The sequence below is a fragment of the Paenibacillus sp. JCM 18996 genome, from assembly GCF_055392555.1.
Genome location: NZ_AP043884.1, coordinates 2,387,209 through 2,405,125, shown reverse-complemented (window position 1 = coordinate 2,405,125; position 17,917 = coordinate 2,387,209). Strand labels below are relative to the sequence as shown.

15 protein-coding genes and 1 riboswitch are annotated in these 17,917 nt (G+C 43.2%); of the genes, 11 read left to right on the top strand and 4 right to left on the bottom strand.

The window, feature by feature from the left end; all coding sequences use genetic code 11:
* Positions 1-40: 40 nt before the first annotated feature.
* Positions 41-592: a manganese efflux pump MntP gene (locus tag ACZ5N7_RS11765; protein WP_464654358.1), complete on the bottom strand. Its 552-nt coding sequence runs from the start codon at positions 590-592 to the stop codon at positions 41-43.
* A 245-nt stretch (positions 593-837) separates the two neighbouring features.
* Here ACZ5N7_RS11765 and ACZ5N7_RS11760 point away from each other — a divergent pair, with 245 nt between their 5' ends.
* On the top strand, positions 838-4,224 hold the full coding sequence (locus tag ACZ5N7_RS11760; protein WP_464654357.1) for an alkaline phosphatase family protein: 3,387 nt from the start codon (positions 838-840) through the stop codon (positions 4,222-4,224).
* 606 nt (positions 4,225-4,830) lie between these two features.
* On the opposite strand, the gene ACZ5N7_RS11755 is transcribed toward ACZ5N7_RS11760, so the two are convergent.
* Entirely contained in the window at positions 4,831-5,394 is a 564-nt protein-coding gene (locus ACZ5N7_RS11755; protein WP_464654356.1) for a class I SAM-dependent methyltransferase, read from the bottom strand.
* A 168-nt stretch (positions 5,395-5,562) separates the two neighbouring features.
* On the opposite strand from ACZ5N7_RS11755, the gene ACZ5N7_RS11750 reads away from it, so the two are divergent.
* The gene (locus tag ACZ5N7_RS11750; RefSeq protein WP_464654355.1) at positions 5,563-6,483 is read left to right on the top strand and encodes a S66 peptidase family protein; all 921 of its coding nucleotides are present in this window, start codon (positions 5,563-5,565) and stop codon (positions 6,481-6,483) included.
* A 95-nt stretch (positions 6,484-6,578) separates the two neighbouring features.
* Here the strand turns inward: ACZ5N7_RS11750 and ACZ5N7_RS11745 are convergent, their stop codons facing one another.
* Both ACZ5N7_RS11745 and ACZ5N7_RS11740 read right to left on the bottom strand, forming a co-directional pair.
* On the bottom strand, positions 6,579-6,761 hold the full coding sequence (locus tag ACZ5N7_RS11745) for a hypothetical protein (protein ID WP_464654354.1): 183 nt from the start codon (positions 6,759-6,761) through the stop codon (positions 6,579-6,581).
* Positions 6,762-6,775: 14 nt separating this feature from the next.
* Positions 6,776-6,859: riboswitch (cyclic di-GMP riboswitch) on the bottom strand.
* Positions 6,860-7,188: 329 nt separating this feature from the next.
* The gene (locus ACZ5N7_RS11740; RefSeq protein ID WP_464654353.1) at positions 7,189-7,563 is read right to left on the bottom strand and encodes a helix-turn-helix domain-containing protein; all 375 of its coding nucleotides are present in this window, start codon (positions 7,561-7,563) and stop codon (positions 7,189-7,191) included.
* Positions 7,564-7,893: 330 nt separating this feature from the next.
* Between ACZ5N7_RS11740 and ACZ5N7_RS11735 the strand changes: the two genes are divergently transcribed.
* The 9 genes from ACZ5N7_RS11735 (at position 7,894) to ACZ5N7_RS11695 (ending at position 17,670) form a co-directional block, all read left to right on the top strand.
* Positions 7,894-8,061: a hypothetical protein gene (locus ACZ5N7_RS11735; protein WP_464654352.1), complete on the top strand. Its 168-nt coding sequence runs from the start codon at positions 7,894-7,896 to the stop codon at positions 8,059-8,061.
* A 198-nt stretch (positions 8,062-8,259) separates the two neighbouring features.
* Positions 8,260-9,012, top strand: a complete 753-nt coding sequence (locus ACZ5N7_RS11730) for a YveK family protein (RefSeq protein WP_464654351.1) — start codon at positions 8,260-8,262, stop codon at positions 9,010-9,012.
* On the top strand, positions 8,993-9,688 hold the full coding sequence (locus ACZ5N7_RS11725) for a CpsD/CapB family tyrosine-protein kinase (RefSeq protein ID WP_464654350.1): 696 nt from the start codon (positions 8,993-8,995) through the stop codon (positions 9,686-9,688). The genes ACZ5N7_RS11730 and ACZ5N7_RS11725 overlap by 20 nt, the downstream gene beginning before the upstream one ends.
* Positions 9,689-10,031: 343 nt before the next feature.
* The gene (locus ACZ5N7_RS11720) at positions 10,032-11,834 is read left to right on the top strand and encodes a polysaccharide biosynthesis protein (protein ID WP_464659247.1); all 1,803 of its coding nucleotides are present in this window, start codon (positions 10,032-10,034) and stop codon (positions 11,832-11,834) included.
* A 60-nt stretch (positions 11,835-11,894) separates the two neighbouring features.
* Positions 11,895-12,776, top strand: a complete 882-nt coding sequence (galU, locus tag ACZ5N7_RS11715; RefSeq protein WP_464659246.1) for a UTP--glucose-1-phosphate uridylyltransferase GalU — start codon at positions 11,895-11,897, stop codon at positions 12,774-12,776.
* A gap of 110 nt (positions 12,777-12,886) precedes the next feature.
* Complete coding sequence (locus ACZ5N7_RS11710; protein ID WP_464654349.1) at positions 12,887-13,999, top strand: glycosyltransferase family 4 protein; 1,113 nt, start codon at positions 12,887-12,889, stop codon at positions 13,997-13,999.
* Between the two features lies 1 nt (position 14,000).
* On the top strand, positions 14,001-15,137 hold the full coding sequence (locus ACZ5N7_RS11705; protein ID WP_464654348.1) for a glycosyltransferase family 4 protein: 1,137 nt from the start codon (positions 14,001-14,003) through the stop codon (positions 15,135-15,137).
* A 56-nt stretch (positions 15,138-15,193) separates the two neighbouring features.
* Entirely contained in the window at positions 15,194-16,390 is a 1,197-nt protein-coding gene (locus ACZ5N7_RS11700) for a glycosyltransferase (protein WP_464654347.1), read from the top strand.
* Positions 16,391-16,452: 62 nt separating this feature from the next.
* Positions 16,453-17,670, top strand: coding sequence for an O-antigen ligase family protein (locus ACZ5N7_RS11695; protein ID WP_464654346.1), 1,218 nt, complete (start codon positions 16,453-16,455; stop codon positions 17,668-17,670).
* The last annotated feature ends 247 nt before the right edge of the window (positions 17,671-17,917 follow it).

The following is a 17,917-nucleotide window of genomic DNA, read 5'->3' as shown; positions in this document are numbered from 1 at the left end:
GGCTAAGTAAATGAAGGGTAGAAGCTGCCGCGGCAGCTCTCTATTTGTGTATTGCTTCGAAAATAATCCATAATCCAAGCAGACCTAACACAACCCCCGCCATTTTTTCAGACCATTCACCTAACAAATATTTAAATTTCGATCCAAAGGTAAGCCCCAAAAAAGTGAATATAAAGGCTTGCAGGGCAATAAGGAAAATGGTTAAAGCAGTAGGGACTCCTACAAACCCCAGGGAAAATCCAACGGCCAGTTCATCTAAAGAAATGCTTACAGCAGTTGTAATAAGTGTCCATCCAACAAGGTTTCTTTCTAATTTCTCCTCTTGTTGATCTTCATTTTCAAAAAATAATACCCATAGAGCAACGCCAATCAGCAGTATTCCTCCAACCATGGAAGTCCAGGAGCCAATGATCTGTCCAAGACCTTTGCCAATAAATAAACCGATAAGCGGCATAATAGCTTCTGCCAATGCAAATACAATGGCAATTTTCAATTTTCCCTTCGTTTGTAAAACGCCCAGGGATGTTGAAATCAAAAACGTATCCACTCCTAACGATAAGACCAATACAATCATTTTTAAGAAAGTCGTCATCCTTTTCCTTCCCCCAACTTGTTCCTTGATAAATGGATCATATCAGAAGACACCCGTGCTTGTGGAAAGATTTTTTTGGTCGTCGAAAACACTGGTTGTCCATATTGCCCACTTTAAAGCGGGACAACTCTCAGCGGAAAAGTTTGATACTTTACAAATACTTAATATCACGTTTATCGCATGGTAACGATCTTTCCTTTAGAATAAAAGAAGATTCACATTAAAATCCAGAAAGAGGGATGGGAATGGTGAGTTTTAAGATGAAAGGTTTCACCGCGGCGGCTGTTGCGGGTTCTCTGATCGTTGCACCGTTGTTCAACGGGCTTCGCACGGTGAACGCGGAACAAGCGGCTCCGACAACGACGCCAATCAAGCATGTCGTTGTGATTTTCCAGGAAAACGTATCCTTCGATCATTACTTCGGTACATACCCTAATGCGGCTAATCCAGCCGGACAGCCCGTGTTCAAGGCAGCACCGGGTACGCCGTCCGTGAACGGATTGTCGCAGGATTTGCTGACGCACAACCCTAACCAGGCCAACCCGAAGCGTCTGGACCGGTCGCAGGCCATGACCGACGATATGGACCATGAATACAAGGCGGAACAGCAGGCTTTTAACGGCGGCAAAATGGACAAGTTTATGGAGTACACCTCCGGTAAATCCAAAGATAAATCTCTCGTAATGAACTATTACGACGGCAATACGGTTACGGCTATGTGGAATTACGCACAGCAGTTTGCGATGAGCGACAACTCGTTCAACACCGTGTTCGGTCCTTCCACTCCGGGTGCGCTGAACCTGATTTCGGGCCAAACGCATGGAGCCGTCGGATACAAAAACGGACAAAAACTCGGCGACATTGAGGACAACGTCGTCAATGGAACCGTAATTGGCGATCCGGATCCGTATTATGACAATTTTTCCGACCCTAAAAGAGCGCAGGCCGCCGTCACCGGCAAAAACGTCGGTGATTTGCTTAATGCGAAGAACTTGACATGGGGCTGGTTCCAAGGCGGCTTCCGCGACAACACCAGTACGCACAAAAACATGGCGGGCGTTTCGCAGAAAGACTATAACGCCCATCACCAACCTTTCCAATATTACCAGTCGACGTCCAATCCGAAGCATCTGCCGCCAAGCTCCCCGGACATGATCGGCCGCACCGACCAGGCCAACCACCAGTATGATTTGGCGGATTTCTGGACTGCAGCCGATGCGGGGAATTTGCCGGCCGTCAGCTATCTGAAGGCGGCTAACTATCAGGATGGACATGCCGGTTATTCGGATCCGCTGGATGAACAGCATTTCATCGTGGAAACGATCAATCACCTGCAAACACTTCCGAGCTGGAAAGATACTGCGGTCGTCATCGCCTATGATGATTCCGACGGCTGGTATGACCACGTAGCGGCTCCGATTGTGAACCATTCCAACGATCCGGAGAACGATGTCCTTACCTATCTGGGCAATCCGGATCTGGGCAGCTATCAGGATCGCGCCGGCTTTGGCCCGCGGCTTCCGCTGCTGGTCATTTCACCTTACGCCAAGAAGAACTTCGTCGACCATACGCTGACCGACCAGACCTCGATCCTGCGGTTTATCGAAGATAACTGGAACCTGGGACGCATCGGCGATTTCTCGTTCGACGAACAAGCGGGAACGCTGAACAACATGTTCGATTTCAAAAAAGAACCGGAGAATTCGAAACTTTACCTTGACCCTATTACGGGCATGAAAGTCAAGGAAGACGACGAGAAATCGGGAGTGAAGCGCGTCCTGATGGTCAGCGTCGACGGCCTGCATGCAAGCGACCTGGCGAATTACGTCAAAGCCAATCCCGACTCCGCATTGGCCGCAATGAGCCAGCACGGCGTTACCTATACGAATGCCACATCTTCCAAGCCTTCGGACTCGTTCCCGGGTCTTCTGGCTCTCGTCACCGGCGGAACGCCCAAATCGACAGGTGTGTTTTACGACAACAGCTATGACCGTAAGCTGCTTCCTCCCGTTTCCGCGAAAGCAGGGGATAAGCCGGGCACAAATGTGCTTTACGACGAGTCGATCGACAAGAATGCCGACAAGATTGACGGCGGCGGCGGAATCGATTCGGACAGCCTCCCTCGCGATCCGGCTACGAAGCAGCCTGTATATCCCCACTCTTTCTTAAAAGTGAACACCGTTTTCGAAGCGGCCAAAGCGGCTGGACTCTACACAGCATGGAGCGACAAGCATCTCGCGTACGACCTTGTTAACGGTCCTTCGGGAAAAGGCGTGGACGATCTGTATACGCCTGAGATTGCAGCTAACGGAGATGCCACCAAAGGGATCGCCACTACGGAAGCAAACGACGACTTGAAGGTAGCCGCCGTGATGAATGAAATCGACGGCAAAACGCACGACGGAACAGCTTCCGCCCCTGTGCCAAACCTGTTCGGAATGAATTTCCAAGCTGTGAGCGTCGCTGAGAAGCTGCCTGGCAACGGCTATACCGATGCCAACGGAACATTCAGCAAAGGATTGGCCGAAGCACTGCAGCATACCGATCAATCGCTCGGCAAAATCCGCAACGAATTGAAAAAGCAAAACCTGCTGGACTCGACTTTGATCCTGATTACCGCCAAACACGGTCAATCTCCGATCGATCCGGCAAAACTGAAAATCACCGATGAAAAGAAGATAACAGCCGGCGTTGCGGACGGCATGATCGCCCAATTGACGACAGACGATGTCGCCTTGATCTGGCTGACCGATTCGACGAAAACCGGCGAAGTCGTCTCAGCTCTCCAAAAAAATAAAGATGCGGCGAACATCAAAGATATTTATACCTCGGCAAGTCCTGAATGGCCCTTCAATAATCCGGCCACCGATTCCCGGACTCCGGATATCGTAGTTCAGCCGCAGGATGGCGTCATCTACACAAAACCTGGCAAGAAAATCGCCGAACACGGCGGATTCAGCGCAGACGACACGCATGTGGCGCTGCTGGCTTCCTACAACGGACTTGAAAAAGCAAGTGTTAACAACGACGCCGTGCAAACGACGCAGGTTGCGCCAACGATGCTGCAGGCCCTTGGATTAGATCCCGCAGCGCTGCAAGCGGTGCAAGCCGAGCATACGCAGGTGCTGCCGGGCCTTGATCTGACGAAGAAGAAACGTAATGAGCACGAAAAGAAAACACGCCAGAACGTGCTCGACCAATTGAAGAGCTTGCCCGCAGTAGACGAGTACTATAAGGAAGCTGCAGACATGTTCAAGGACGGCAAGGAACTAGGAATCAAAGTCATTGCCAACGGCGAGTTGATCGATTTTTCAAAATTCAACAATGTCCAGCCGGCGTCCCGTAAAGGCAGAACATTCATTTCGGCAAAAGCGCTGGCAGATGCTTTGGGTGCGAAAGCGGACTGGAATGGAACGTCAACCGTTGCCCTCTCTCTGGATGGAAAAACGATCGAATTTAAGGCGGATGCATCGGAAGTGAAGGTAAGCGGGGTTTCCCAAACGTTAGAAGTTCCGGCCTCCCTCGATAACGGGGAGTGGATGGTGCCTCTACGGTTCGTTTCCGAAGTGTTTGGCAAAAGAGTGGGCTGGGTGCAGTCCGGCGATGTTCAAGTGATTTCGATCCACAACTGACCTTTCTTTGTATAACTTATCGTAACTATTAAGGGCTTTTCCCAACAGCAGACAGCTGCTTACGGGAAAAGCCCCTTTTATCGTTGTAAGGAAATTATGTATTTTTCGGCCGAAGAATGATTTTGCTATTTAAGGAGCTGTTATATTAGATTAACAAATAATCAACATCCATATTTTCATTTTATTTGGTAATATAAAACATATAAAATGATACAAATTGTATCTAAAAAGAGGAGGTAAAGAAGTGCCGTATTTATACTTTAAAGAGTCTTGGACGCCGCTTAAAATCATTGGGATTCGGTTTTTTACAGATGACGAAGGAGGTTTTTGGATCAAAATTTGGAATTTCCACAGACGACAGATCATAAAGAAATTACCAAGCTATCTTCGGCGGACGTAAACAGCAATCTTTAAATCATTTTCCTTATACACAAAGCCAGGGACACAACAGGAGTGTCCTTTATGCGTGTCCCACCGCTGCTTCACAGCTTCATATATCCGCATAGGCGGCACAGTTTTGCGTGCCATAATATGTTAGGCACTTGATCGCCTGTTCTTGCTCGTCTTTGGATTTCAGTTCATAGGCCCCCGGCGGGTTCCGTATCGCTATTTCACAGCTTCATAAATCCGCATAGGAGGCACGTTCCAGAGATAATACTCATCTTTAGCCGTGGCGAATGTATCTCTCATATGATCGAGGAGATGGCGGTTGTGCTGGAAGAAGGTCTGATAAGGCAAAAATTTTCCTCCCTCGCGGAGAATGCGGTGTGTTTGACGGACGATATCTTGTCGCGTGGGTGTGTCCAAGAAAGAGAAAGGGATCCCCGAAAGCACATAATCGGCGCCCTCGTCAGTAACTCGCGATACAAGCTCGGCCACTCTCTCGGCACTGTCATGGTAAATCGTCAAGCGGTGATCGGAAAACGTCTCCCGCAGTATAGAAACAAAGTTCGGATTCCGCTCGATCACGATAATTTTGGAACCAGGAGTCATATTTTTCAGGATATAGCTTGTAAATACGCCCGTAGCCGGACCATACTCGACAAAAAGATTATCTTTGGAAAAGTCGATTTTGCTGCATACCTTTTGGACGCCCGACGCGGAAGTAGGCATGATCGACGCAATATGCTTGTCTGTGATCACATTTTTTAAATATACAAAGGCACTCACCAGATTCTCCCCATTCATATACTGTCATATTTTGGACTCTAACTAATGTCCCCCGGCAGAAGAAACTTATTCGCTTGTATTGCAAAAACCCCCGCCAAAAGAAAGCATAAAACACTCCCGCCGCGCATAAAAGCTACAAGAGCATTCCGCTATTAAGGGGGGAGTACCTTGCCTATAAAGCCCAAGGCTTTACGAAGTGGAGACACGATTGGATTGGTGACGTTAGGCAGTCCGCTCGACCGCTCGGTCATTGATGAAAGGGTGGGCACTTTACAGGATATGGGATTCAAAGTCGTTATGGGCAAAACGGTCTACTTGGAGACAGGCTTCCTCGCAGGCACCGACGAAGAGCGCGCAGCCGACCTGATGAGCATGTTCCGCAATCCCGCTGTGAAAATGATTCTGCCCGTGCGTGGAGGCGTAGGAGTTGCCGGCATCCTGCCTTACCTTGATTATAAGGTGATAGGGAAAAACCCTAAAATCATAACGGGGTACAGCGACATTACGATTCTGTTAAACGTCCTTTATGAATTAGTCGACCTGATCACCTTTCACAGCTTGCTGCTGATCGACTTCAAACCGGAGACTCCGGACTACAGCTTCAACCAGTTTTTTTCGGCGGTGTCGGTGGTTTCGCCTACCCGTACAATCGAAAATCCGCCGGGCATGCCATTGGCAGGAAGAGGAGGAGGCAGCGCAACAGGGCGTATCGTGGGAGGGAATATAACTTCTTTTGTGGGAATGCTCGGGACCCCTTACGAGATCGATACCCGGGGCAAAATCCTGCTGCTGGAAGAGACCCACGAGGCGATCAATACGGTGTACCGGTATCTGAACCATCTGAAGCTGGCCGGCAAGTTCAAGGGCTGCGCAGGCATCGTACTGGGGGAATGCACCAACTGCGTGCCAGCTTATGGGGTGGATTACGAGGAGCTGATCAGTACCTTCTTCGAACCGATGGGCAAACCGCTTATCACCGGTCTCGCTTCGGGCCACGGCCGCTATAAGGCAGCGATTCCGATAGGCGCGAATGTGCATATGGATGCAGATGAAGGCACGCTCACGATCCTCGAACCCACGGTACAGTGAAGGCAGCCTGTAAATTCTACATCTTTCGCCAAGGTTTACCCAGGAACTTAAAATATTTGTAAAAGGAAGAAAAGAGCTGCCGCAGCAGCTCTCCTCTAGACGGATAATTTATTATTTACTACAGGCTTCGCAGCGGCAAGAGGAAATTGAAACGACGGTGGAGCCGAATCGGTTGGGGATAAACGGTTCTCGCCTTCCTGCCACTGCTTGAAGCTTTCCGGATCGATTCCCAACTGTGCGACGATAGTGCATAAGTCCAATTTCCTTCTGCTTAACATAAATCCATCCTCCCTTAGAAGACGGTCGGTTGCACTACTCGCTCCTTCGAATCCAAGTGCCCAGATACAGATTCAATATCATCGCTTCCAATTTTTTATTTACCCATAGTTTATCAGATAAATAGAGAGTAATTTGTCGAAACAGGTCGCCGAATCAATCATACTTTGTCTCAATTTTTGTATCAAGGGATTAAGGCTGTCTCACGGATACGGATGAACTATACATTTTTCCCAAAGGCATAACCCAAGAACTTAACATATTCATTGAACAGCCAAAAGAGGCCCTTACTGTAAAGCGCTCCTTTTGGCTGTCATTATCAGACTGCTATGTATAGTATACCTTGTTAATTTTTAGTCTCCTAAATGTAAATATCCGGTAAAACCATTGACACCGATACATTACGTATCGTAAATTAAGGGAAGTAAATTACTTGTCCCTGATGGAACGCTCGGCGCGGATGAATGCAATGAACCGCATAGCTTCCTCCGGAGTCAGCTTCTTGCCGTCAATGGTCAAATCAAACTTATTCAGAATCTCGCGGTCCGACAGTTCAAGGCTGTCAACGAACTCGCGCACATCCTCGTCCAGTTCCCTGTCGGGTTCATTCGTCCTTCCGATCAGGTAGTCGACGGAAACGTTGAACAGATTCGCTATTTTTTCAATCGTTCTGTAGTCGGGCTCTCTTCTGTTATTCTCGTAGTGGGACAGAGAAGCCCGGGTGATACCCAGTTTATTGGATAAATCTTCTTGCGTAAGGGAATGTTTTTCTCGAAGCTGAGCTATTCTCTCCCCGTATTTCATTGTTGTATTCCCCCAGTCACAAACAATATGCGGCTATCCGTTCTATTCATCATCGAAGCTGGTATACGGCCACAATATAGTGACTTCTTTCGACATTATGATACATAATTTATCTCATTCTTATACTCTGTCGAATTATTGTTTAACACAGCCTTATTTATTTTACCTAAAAAAAATGATTATGGGAAGATGCCAAGTGGACCAAAAAAATCTCAGCACTGAACTGCCTCGCCCGAGATCGGCAAACACATTCTATGTATCTTTCGGCCCACAATATCATTGTCTCCCGCTTATAGATTTTAAAACCTGTGCCAGACGAGGAGAGTCAATATGAACAGAGAAGCGTCAAAGCCGATTAAGACGGTGATCAGCATGGATAAAATTCTGTCACAATTGAAGTTGAACGATTATACTGCCAGCAACGATTCCGGCCGGAACGGCAGGTGCACTGCATCGGACCAACAGGACGGCAAAGGTAAAGAATTTATAAATCTATGAAAATTACGTTGACATGATACGACTTGTATCGTAAAGTGAACTCATGTGAAATTGATACATTGCGTATCTGAGTATGGGGCTGATGTTCTCATGCAAGAACGAAAATCGGCAAAGGAGATCCAATTAGGAACTAATCTGCGCGCGATGATACAAAATGTATCTTGCTCAATAACTTTCGAGGAGACGTGGAAAAACGGTATGGAATTAGAGTTGAAAGAATACTTCGGCATTATCAAGAAGCGCATATGGATGATAACGGCGATAGTGTTAGTTGCAAGTATCACGACAGGAATCATCAGTTTTTATTATATGAAGCCGGTGTACTCCGCCAATACGAAGCTGATCGTCAGCAAATCAAGCGACAAGCAGATCGAAAATTTAAATTCCGACTTCGTAAGGTCCAATATCATGCTGGTCAATACGTACAAGGAGATCATCAAGACTCCGGCCATCATGGATAAAGTGGCGGCCAAGTATCCGGAGCTCGGGTTACCTACGGACCAGCTGATCAAGAAGGTAAATATTTCCTCAGTCAACGACACGCAGGTGATCACCCTCACTATAGAAGACAACTCTTATGAGAAAGCCGTCAAGACCGTAAACGCCATATCGGAAGTGTTCAAGAACGAGATTCCTTCCATTATGAAAGTCGACAACGTAATGATCCTTAATGAAGCCCAAATGGTGGATAAGCCTTCACCGGTCAAGCCCAATAAGCAGCTCAATCTCGCCATTTCCTTCGTCGTTTCATTGATGGCTGCAGTCGGACTGGCCTTCCTGCTGGAGTACCTCGACGATACGATCAAAACCGAGGCTGATGTCTACGCGACTCTGCAGCTGCCCGTCCTGGTCACGATCCACCAAATCAAAGAAGAAGAGTTCAAGAATTCCAAAACAAGCAAGCAGAACAGCAAAGTAGGTGAAACGCAGTATGCGGGCATCAGCCAATGATTACAGATTGATTACCAGCGAGAATCCTCGCTCCTTTATTTCAGAAGCATACCGGACATTAAGAACGAATATTCAGTTTTCATCTATCGATGAACCGATCCGAAGCATAGTCATCACCTCTCCCGAGCCGTCGGAAGGCAAATCGACCACCATCGTGAACCTCGCCGCAGTGTTTGCCCAAGAGGGAAAGAAAGTCTTAATCGTCGATGCCGACATGAGAAAGCCAACCCTTCACAACTATTTTCAAAAATCGAACCGGGCCGGCTTATCCAATCTGCTGGCGAATCAGTTTCCGATAGCTCAGGGCATACAAGAAACCTCTATCGATAATCTGGCGATCATCACCTCGGGTCCCGTACCGCCCAACCCGGCGGAAATGCTCGCGTCCAGACATATGGATCAGCTGCTGAAGGAGCTTAAGGACAGTTACGATATGATCTTTCTGGACTCTCCGCCTACCTTGGCGGTAACCGACGCTCAAGTATTGAGCGCCAAAGCCGACGGGGTCATCCTCGTTCTCAATAGCGGCAAAGTGAAGAAGGAATCCGCGAGGAAAGCACTGGATCGTCTCGCACATGTCAACGCCAAAGTGCTTGGAGCCGTCCTGAACAACAAAGAGCGCCGGAAGAGCGAAGCGCCTTACTACTATTATTACGGAGCAAGCTCGGCAGAATAGAGCAATTTGCAAGATCGGTTTTTGGTAATGTCTACCGCACCATTATCACTGTAGGCACTCGTTCATGCCGTGGGCACAAGCTGCCTTAGACGTAGATCGTCAAGGGTGTGAAGTGAGGAAGGGTTTGATGCCCTGTTTGCACATAAAAGTGCAAGTTATGCCGTTTTTGGCAAAACGGTATAGCTTACATTTTTATTCGACAAACGAGTAATCATTTAATAGAAAAATTAAAAAGAAGGATGTTGAGCAGGGGATGTATGTAAAGCATAGTAGCACAGAAATAACCGGCGGAATTCGTGGATTGAACTTTTTAATTCACAAGCGGCTGTCTATTCTGATTGGAATGGATATGCTGATCGTATGGGTAAGCATCCTTTCGTCCTATTACTTGCGGTTCGAAGGTCACGTACCCGGCCTGTATATGCAGCAGATGCTGATTTATTCCATTATCTCGACCGTTGTTTGTACCTGCTGCATGTTTTATTTCAAGCTGTATAATCGCATCTGGCAGTACGCCAGCGTTGGTGAAATGGTATCCATTTTCAAAGCGGTCTTGGCAGGGTGCTCCATCTCTTATGTAATCGGCCTTGTGCTCACAGGGTGGAGAATTCCGCTGCAAGTTTATATGCATTCCTTTGAAACGATCTTGTTTCTGGAAGGCGGGTCCCGGTTCGTATGGAGAATAGTACGGGATCGGTATTCAAGGAATACCAATATGAGCAAAGCTCTCATTATCGGCGCCGGCGCCTGTGGGGCGAACATTGTCAAGGAGCTTAAACAGAATGCTTCAGCAACTATGTATCCTTTTGGATTTATAGACGACAATCCTATGAAGCACCGGCAGCAGGTGAACGGAATAACAGTACTCGGCGGCCGTGACCGGATTGTGCAAATAACGGAAGAGAATGACATTGAACATATTATTATTGCTATCCCCTCACTTACCAGAAAAGAAACATCGGAAATCATTGAAATTTGCAAGCAAACCAAAGCCAAGCTGAAGCTGATCCCCAAACTGGATGAATTGATACAAGGAGAGGCTTTCCTCAATAAAATCAGAGATGTCCAGGTCGAAGATTTACTGGGAAGAGAGCCTGTCAAGATCGATCTGCACGGTGTAGCCGATTTCGTCGAAGACAAGGTTGTCCTTGTTACTGGAGCCGGAGGATCTATCGGTTCTGAGCTCTGCAGACAGATCAGCGGGTTTAAACCGCGGACGCTTCTTTTATTGGGGCATGGTGAGAACAGCATCTATACGATTGAGATGGAGTTAAGAGCCAAGTTCCCGAAGCTGCGATTAGAGACCATCATTGCTGATGTCCAGGACAGAAGCCGGATTTTCCATGTGTTTGATACATTCAGACCGCAGATTGTATTTCATGCAGCAGCCCATAAGCACGTGCCGTTAATGGAAAGGAATCCATCGGAAGCCATTAAGAACAATGTGTTTGGCACAAAGAATGTAGCTGACGCTTCAGATAAGTATAAAGTAGAAAGATTTGTGCTCATCTCGACGGATAAAGCGGTTAACCCGACAAGCATCATGGGCGTAACCAAGAGGATCGCCGAGATGTTTATCCAATCGTTGGACAAGACTAGCAGCACTAAATTCGTAGCTGTCCGTTTCGGGAACGTGCTCGGAAGCAGAGGCAGCGTAATTCCAAGATTCAAACAGCAGATTGCCGCAGGCGGACCCGTCACCGTAACTCATCCCGACATGATCCGTTATTTTATGACCATTCCGGAGGCGGTACAGCTGGTCATCCAAGCCGGATCCTTCGCCCAAGGAGGAGAGGTATTCATCCTGGATATGGGAAGTCCGGTGAAGATTGTCGACCTCGCCACGGATTTGATCCGGCTTTCTGGCTTCGAGCCAGGCGAAGATATTGAGATTGAATTCTCCGGTATACGTCCGGGAGAGAAGCTGTTTGAGGAGCTGTTGATGGACGAGGAAGGCATCACGGATACTTCGCATAACCGGATATTCATCGGAAAGCCGATGTTTATCAATCACAAGGAATTAGAGCTTGAAATCAAACGGTTAGAAAAAGTAGTCGGCGAAGGACATGAAATGATCCGCGACATGGTAAAGCAGCTGGTGCCCGGGTTCCAACATGAATCTAAAAAAGTGCTTGTTCAAGTGTAACAAGAGCATTGTGCAATGATGAAGATAGTACAAACCGGAATAAAAGGAGAAAAATACGGAATGAAGGTACGCAAAGCCATTATCCCGGCAGCTGGACTTGGAACAAGGTTTCTGCCTGCCACCAAAGCCATGCCTAAAGAGATGCTGCCTATCGTTGATAAACCGACTATCCAATACATCGTTGAAGAGGCAGTCGAATCGGGAATTGAAGATATCATCATCGTCACCGGTAAAGGCAAAAGAGCGATCGAAGACCACTTCGACAATTCCTTTGAATTGGAACAAAGCTTGCTGGAAAAAGGAAAGCTTGAGCTGCTGAACGAAGTGCAGAAATCCTCCAAAATGGTAGACATTCATTATATCCGCCAAAAGGAAGCCAGAGGATTGGGCCACGCCGTCTGGTGTGCACGAAAGTTTATAGGCAACGAACCATTCGCTGTGCTTCTGGGAGACGATATAGTACAAGCCGAAAAGCCTTGCTTAAGACAAATGATTGAGCAATATCAACGTTACAAAGCATCGGTTATCGGGGTACAGCGTGTATCTGATGATGAGGTTTCACGTTATGGAATAGTTGACGCCCAACAATTAAATGATCGCTTTTACAGCGTAAATAGTTTAGTAGAGAAACCGAAAAGAGAAGACGCCCCGTCTAATCTTGCTATCATGGGTCGCTACATTCTTAGCCCAAGAATTTTTGAGATTCTTGATCATCAATCGCCTGGAGCAGGTGGAGAAATCCAACTGACTGATGCTATTGCGCAGCTGAATCAACATGAAGCTGTTTATGCTTACGATTTTGAAGGCGTTAGATATGATGTTGGTGAAAAAATGGGTTTTATCAAAACGACTATTGAATTTGCATTACAACGTGAAGATTTAAGACACAGTATACTTGAGTATCTTTCGAAAGTAATGGAACAAGAATTAATAATAAAATAGATTTAACAGTTATATACCATAACTTGAAATGGGGACTAGATTTTATTAAACATTATTAAAAAGTAGGTTTATTACTTGATTTTAAGTTAGTCAGGAAGGAACAATTTTGAATGAAAATTTTATATGTATCCACGATAGCTAGTACCATAAATGCATTTATGATTCCGCACATCAAACTGCTAATAGAGCAAGGTCATTATGTGGATATTGCATGTAATATCGATCGTGAGATAAGCAGTAGTTTGACTGAACGTGGTTGTCAAGTCTTTAATATAGAATTTCAACGTTCACCGTTAAAAAAAAGTAACTATATAGCTTACAAAAACTTGAAAACAATTATAAAAAAAGGCGGGTATGATACAGTCCATACCCATACCCCTGTTGCTTCAGCATGTGTAAGACTTGCGTGTAGAAAAATGAAGAATGTGAAAGTCATATACACTGCCCACGGATTTCATTTTTATACAGGAGCTCCTCTTAAAAATTGGTTAATATACTATCTTATTGAGCGCAATTTGGCAAAATATACTGATGTACTGATTACCATTAATAAAGAGGATTATGAAAGAGCTAAGAATTCCTTCAATGCACGAAGAATTGAATATGTCCCTGGAGTTGGGCTAGATACTCGAAGATTTGATGAATTAGTTGTCGATAAAGCAGCAAAGCGTAAAGAAATAGGAGTGCCGGAGGATGCTGTTGTTATACTTTCAGTTGGTGAACTTAATAAGAACAAAAACCATCAAACTGTTATTAGAGGAATAGCAAAGCTAAACCGTCCGAATATTTATTATGTCATATGTGGACGAGGAGAATTGGAAAATAGTTTAAGGAACTTATCTAAAGAACTAGGAATAGAAGATCAAGTAAAATTGTTAGGCTACCGTACAGATATAGCTGAAATTTGCAAGGTAGCAGATATTTTTGCCTTTCCTTCTTTCAGGGAAGGTTTACCTGTATCCTTGATGGAAGCCATGGCCTCAAAATTGCCAGTTGTTTGTTCTAACATTAGAGGAAACAATGATCTCATTCAGGAAGGAAAAGGCGGGTTTTTAATTCATCCAATTAATGATGAGGGATTTGCTAAAGCAATTGATAAATTATTAGAGTCACGAGTAGCAATGGGTGAATATAATTTCGAAAGAATACAATACTTTAGTTTAAATAATGTAAAAGAGAAGATGAAAGAAATTTATAAATTAGTTGGTAATGAGGCGCTGTGATATGAAAACTAGTGTTGTACTTTTAAGATCAAACCCTGTTGACCCTGATTCAAGGGTTGAGAAGGAGGCTAGTAGTCTTATAAAGGCAGGATATGACGTTAACATACTGGCATGGGATAGAAGTTCGAAATATAACATTAAAGAATCTTTTATAGATTTTAGTCATGGAAGGGCAAAAATATACAGATTTGGTATCCCAGCTGCATATGGAGCAGGATTACTCAGCTTAAAACCCTTTATTTTATTTCAACTGCGCCTGCTGACGTGGCTTATGAAGAATAAAAATCAATACCAAATCATTCATGCTTGTGATTTTGATACTGCTTTCACTGCATATCATTGTTCTAAATTACTTAGAAAAAAGTTAGTATTTGATATCTTTGATTATTTATTTACTGAAACAGACGGTAGATTTGGTTTTCTAAAGAAGTATATTGTATATTGGCAACACAAAATAATTAATCATGCAGATGCCACTATTATCTGTACAGAGCATAGGATAAAACAGATAAAAGGGGCAAAACCGAAAAAATTAATTATAATTCATAATAGTCCTCCTGAGTTAAATGAAAAATTATCCATATTAGAAGTAAATGAAAATAAAGTGAAAATTGTGTATGTTGGAATACTTCAAGACAAGAGATTTATAAAAGAATTAGCGGATATTGTTAAGGACAATAATGAATGTGAGTTGCACATAGGTGGGTTTGGAAAATTTGAAAATTATTTCCAATATATGGCATCAAAATATGAAAATATTAAATATTATGGAAAGCTGCCCTATCAAAAAACATTAGAACTAGAAAAAAGTTGTGACATTATGACTGCAATTTACGATCCAGCAGTCGGTAATCATTATTATGCTGCTCCTAATAAATTTTATGAGGCCTTAATGCTTGGAAAGCCAGTAATAATGGTAAAGAATACCGGCATGTCGGAAGTAGTTGCAAATAATAATATTGGAGAAGTAATTGACTTTAATACCGAAAGTCTGAAAGCAGCGATAGAAAATCTAATAAGAAGAAGAAGCCAATGGCAGGACATATCAAATAAAATGAAAAATTTATATAAGAACGATTTTAGCTGGAATGAAATGGAAAGAAGGTTAATTGGAATATACAAAGGATTAGAACACTAGATTAAAGCAAGTTAGAAATTACAGACGTTATTGTGAAGTGATGAAGGGAAAAAAGTATGAAAATATTATTTGTAGCACAAAACTTACAAATGGGTGGTATTCAAAAAGCACTAATAAACACGATTAAAGAGTTAAAAGAAGAGAGCGGACAAAAAGATTATCCTATTCCCGATATTGATATCTTTTTATTTGGAGACGGGATTCTTGTCAAAGAATTACCAGATAACATTAACGTATATCGAGGATCATTGTTACTAAGATTAATTTCAACACCTTTTTCAGTAGTAAAAGATCAAATGAATATACTTTATATATTACTTAGAATTTTTTGTATGTTACTTGTCAGAATAATCGGCTCTGAAAAGTTTTATAGACTTCTTTTTAAGATGCAAGAAAGATTAGATGGATATGATTATGCAATTTCTTATTTTAACGATGTGCAAGGCGGATATTTTAACCGTGGAACTAACCAATATGTTGATGAATTTGTAGACGCCAAAAAGAAGATTGCATGGATCCACACAGATCCACTAAAAGCAGGATTTAACCGAGAAACCGTATTAAATACTTACAAAAAGTTTGATAATATTGTTTGTGTCTCAGCTGCTAACAGACAAAATTTAATTGAACTGGTGCCAGAATTTAAAAATAAAGTATGTGTTGTTAACAATTTTTTCTCAATAGATGAATTAAAAGCAAAGGCAACTTGTTACACTCCTTTCGAGCCGAAAGGGGTTAGTATTGTTTCTGTGGGAAGAATAGATGATTCAACAAAGCGCTTCGATTTGATACCGAGGATATGCAAAATGCTAAAGGAGGATTCAATAACAAATTTTTATTGGAGAATCGTTGGTAACGGACCAGATTATGAGTCGAATAAACATCTTGCAGAATCTTTAGGTGTGTCAGATTTAGTTGAATTTGTTGGCGAAAAAGACAATCCATATCCTTATATAAAAGAAAGTAAAATTTTTGTTTTAACGTCTGCATACGAAGGCTATCCTATGGTAGTGTCAGAGTCATTAATGCTCGGAACACCAGTATTAACAACTAGATACGCTGCCGTTTCCGAGCAGGTCATAGAGGATCATAACGCAATTGTTACTGGAATGGAAATAAATAATATTTATTTGGGACTCAAATATCTTTTAATTCATCCACATATCGTTGATAAGATGAAAGAAAACTTAAAATTAGATCACTTTTCGAATGATAAGGTTTTACATCAGTTTTTCAATTGTTTGTGTAGTTAATTTATATTTAAGCCCTCCAGCTTACTGGTAATTAACTCCACAAAACATAGGAGATGGATTTTGTGAATACGTTAGAAAAGGTACGAGAAAAGAAATTTACTATATTTTTTCTAGGGGTTTATATATTTTTATATCCTCTTTTAGAGGGGTATTCTAATGATTCACATACTCCGATAGGAACGAAATATTTAGGTTTCTTTCTGGTGTTTATTTGGTTAATGGAAACGTTGATTAATACAAAAATTAGATTCAACAATAAAGTGATTTGTCTGTTATTATTTTGCGGCTGGAGTGCTTGTAGTATTTTATGGTCTGCAAATTACTCAGCATCTGTAATTTCGATAATGGGGTACTTCCAGGTATTTACTTTATATTTTCTTATATTTGATGTGATTAAAATAAGAGAGACTCTTGTACGATTGATGTCCTCTTATGTCTTAGGTATTGCGATGTTGTCCGTTTCAGCTGTCATTAATATTTTTACGGGTTCAGGTTTTAACGGATTTGAAAACCGATTTAGCGCTATGGGTATAGACCCTAATGATTTTGGCATTACTGTTACTTCTAGCATTCCAATCGCTTATTTTCTCTTTGTCGAGAAGAAGTCAAAATTAAGTATTCTGTACATCATACTAGCTATACCTATCGTTATCGCCACATCTTCAAGAGGCGCTGTTGTGGCGCTTTCCATCATAGCGATCGCTTACACTTTTATTTCTCTACAATCTGTAAAGAAAACAGTGTTTTTGACTGTAACGATAGCAGGTTTAATATTACTAGTTGGACAGTTCGTGCCTGAAACTGCTTTAATGCGAATAGGTCAAAGCTCGGCAGATGCTACAGGCTCAGGGCGGACATTGATATGGGAAGTAGCATGGAATTTAGGAAGTGCCTCTCCGTGGTTCGGCAACGGGGTCGGCACTTTTATTTTTGTTTCGCCCACACAAACTCTTACTCACAATACATTTTTATCAAATTGGGCTGATCTTGGGATCATTGGATTCGGATTATGGAGTATTTTATGGATCTTACACTTCAAAAAAATAATCACTATGAAATTGTCATATTTTAATGATTTAGCATTGAAAATGTCTTTATTCTTCTCCTTGACGGTGTTACTCGTTGGCTCTTTAACTCTAAACTGGGAAATCCACAAAGCTATCTTCATCATTTGGGGATTTATATCAGTATTAGAACCAAATATGCCAAATGAATCGAATTACCATGCAAAGATATCGAGGAAAGAACAACTTAAAATAAAATCATTACAGACAACATGAGTCAAGCAGAGATACACCACCGGGCGGTTTTTGCCTTGTTATGTTGTAAAAGAAAGAAGACTATCTTAACTAACGAAGTTCTATGGTTCAATAATATAACAGGTCCTTCGCTAAAAAAGGAATATCCGCATGAACAGAAAATTCTATTTATTATTTAACATTCAACTGTTCTCTGAGGAGGAGTTGTTGATTCCGGCCTAAAAAACGTTCCTGCCGCCGAGAGCCGAACAGAAGTAACGGCAAAAAT

What these genes read in the sequence shown, in the direction of transcription:
- ACZ5N7_RS11765 (WP_464654358.1), bottom strand. Translation starts at nt 592, where the DNA reads ATGACGACTTTCTTAAAAATGATTGTATTGGTCTTATCGTTAGGAGTG.
- ACZ5N7_RS11760 (WP_464654357.1), top strand. Translation starts at nt 838, where the DNA reads ATGGTGAGTTTTAAGATGAAAGGTTTCACCGCGGCGGCTGTTGCGGGT.
- ACZ5N7_RS11745 (WP_464654354.1), bottom strand. Translation starts at nt 6,761, where the DNA reads ATGTTAAGCAGAAGGAAATTGGACTTATGCACTATCGTCGCACAGTTG.
- ACZ5N7_RS11740 (WP_464654353.1), bottom strand. Translation starts at nt 7,563, where the DNA reads ATGAAATACGGGGAGAGAATAGCTCAGCTTCGAGAAAAACATTCCCTT.
- ACZ5N7_RS11735 (WP_464654352.1), top strand. Translation starts at nt 7,894, where the DNA reads ATGAACAGAGAAGCGTCAAAGCCGATTAAGACGGTGATCAGCATGGAT.
- ACZ5N7_RS11730 (WP_464654351.1), top strand. Translation starts at nt 8,260, where the DNA reads ATGGAATTAGAGTTGAAAGAATACTTCGGCATTATCAAGAAGCGCATA.
- ACZ5N7_RS11725 (WP_464654350.1), top strand. Translation starts at nt 8,993, where the DNA reads ATGCGGGCATCAGCCAATGATTACAGATTGATTACCAGCGAGAATCCT.
- ACZ5N7_RS11720 (WP_464659247.1), top strand. Translation starts at nt 10,032, where the DNA reads ATGGATATGCTGATCGTATGGGTAAGCATCCTTTCGTCCTATTACTTG.
- galU (WP_464659246.1), top strand. Translation starts at nt 11,895, where the DNA reads ATGAAGGTACGCAAAGCCATTATCCCGGCAGCTGGACTTGGAACAAGG.
- ACZ5N7_RS11710 (WP_464654349.1), top strand. Translation starts at nt 12,887, where the DNA reads ATGAAAATTTTATATGTATCCACGATAGCTAGTACCATAAATGCATTT.
- ACZ5N7_RS11705 (WP_464654348.1), top strand. Translation starts at nt 14,001, where the DNA reads ATGAAAACTAGTGTTGTACTTTTAAGATCAAACCCTGTTGACCCTGAT.
- ACZ5N7_RS11700 (WP_464654347.1), top strand. Translation starts at nt 15,194, where the DNA reads ATGAAAATATTATTTGTAGCACAAAACTTACAAATGGGTGGTATTCAA.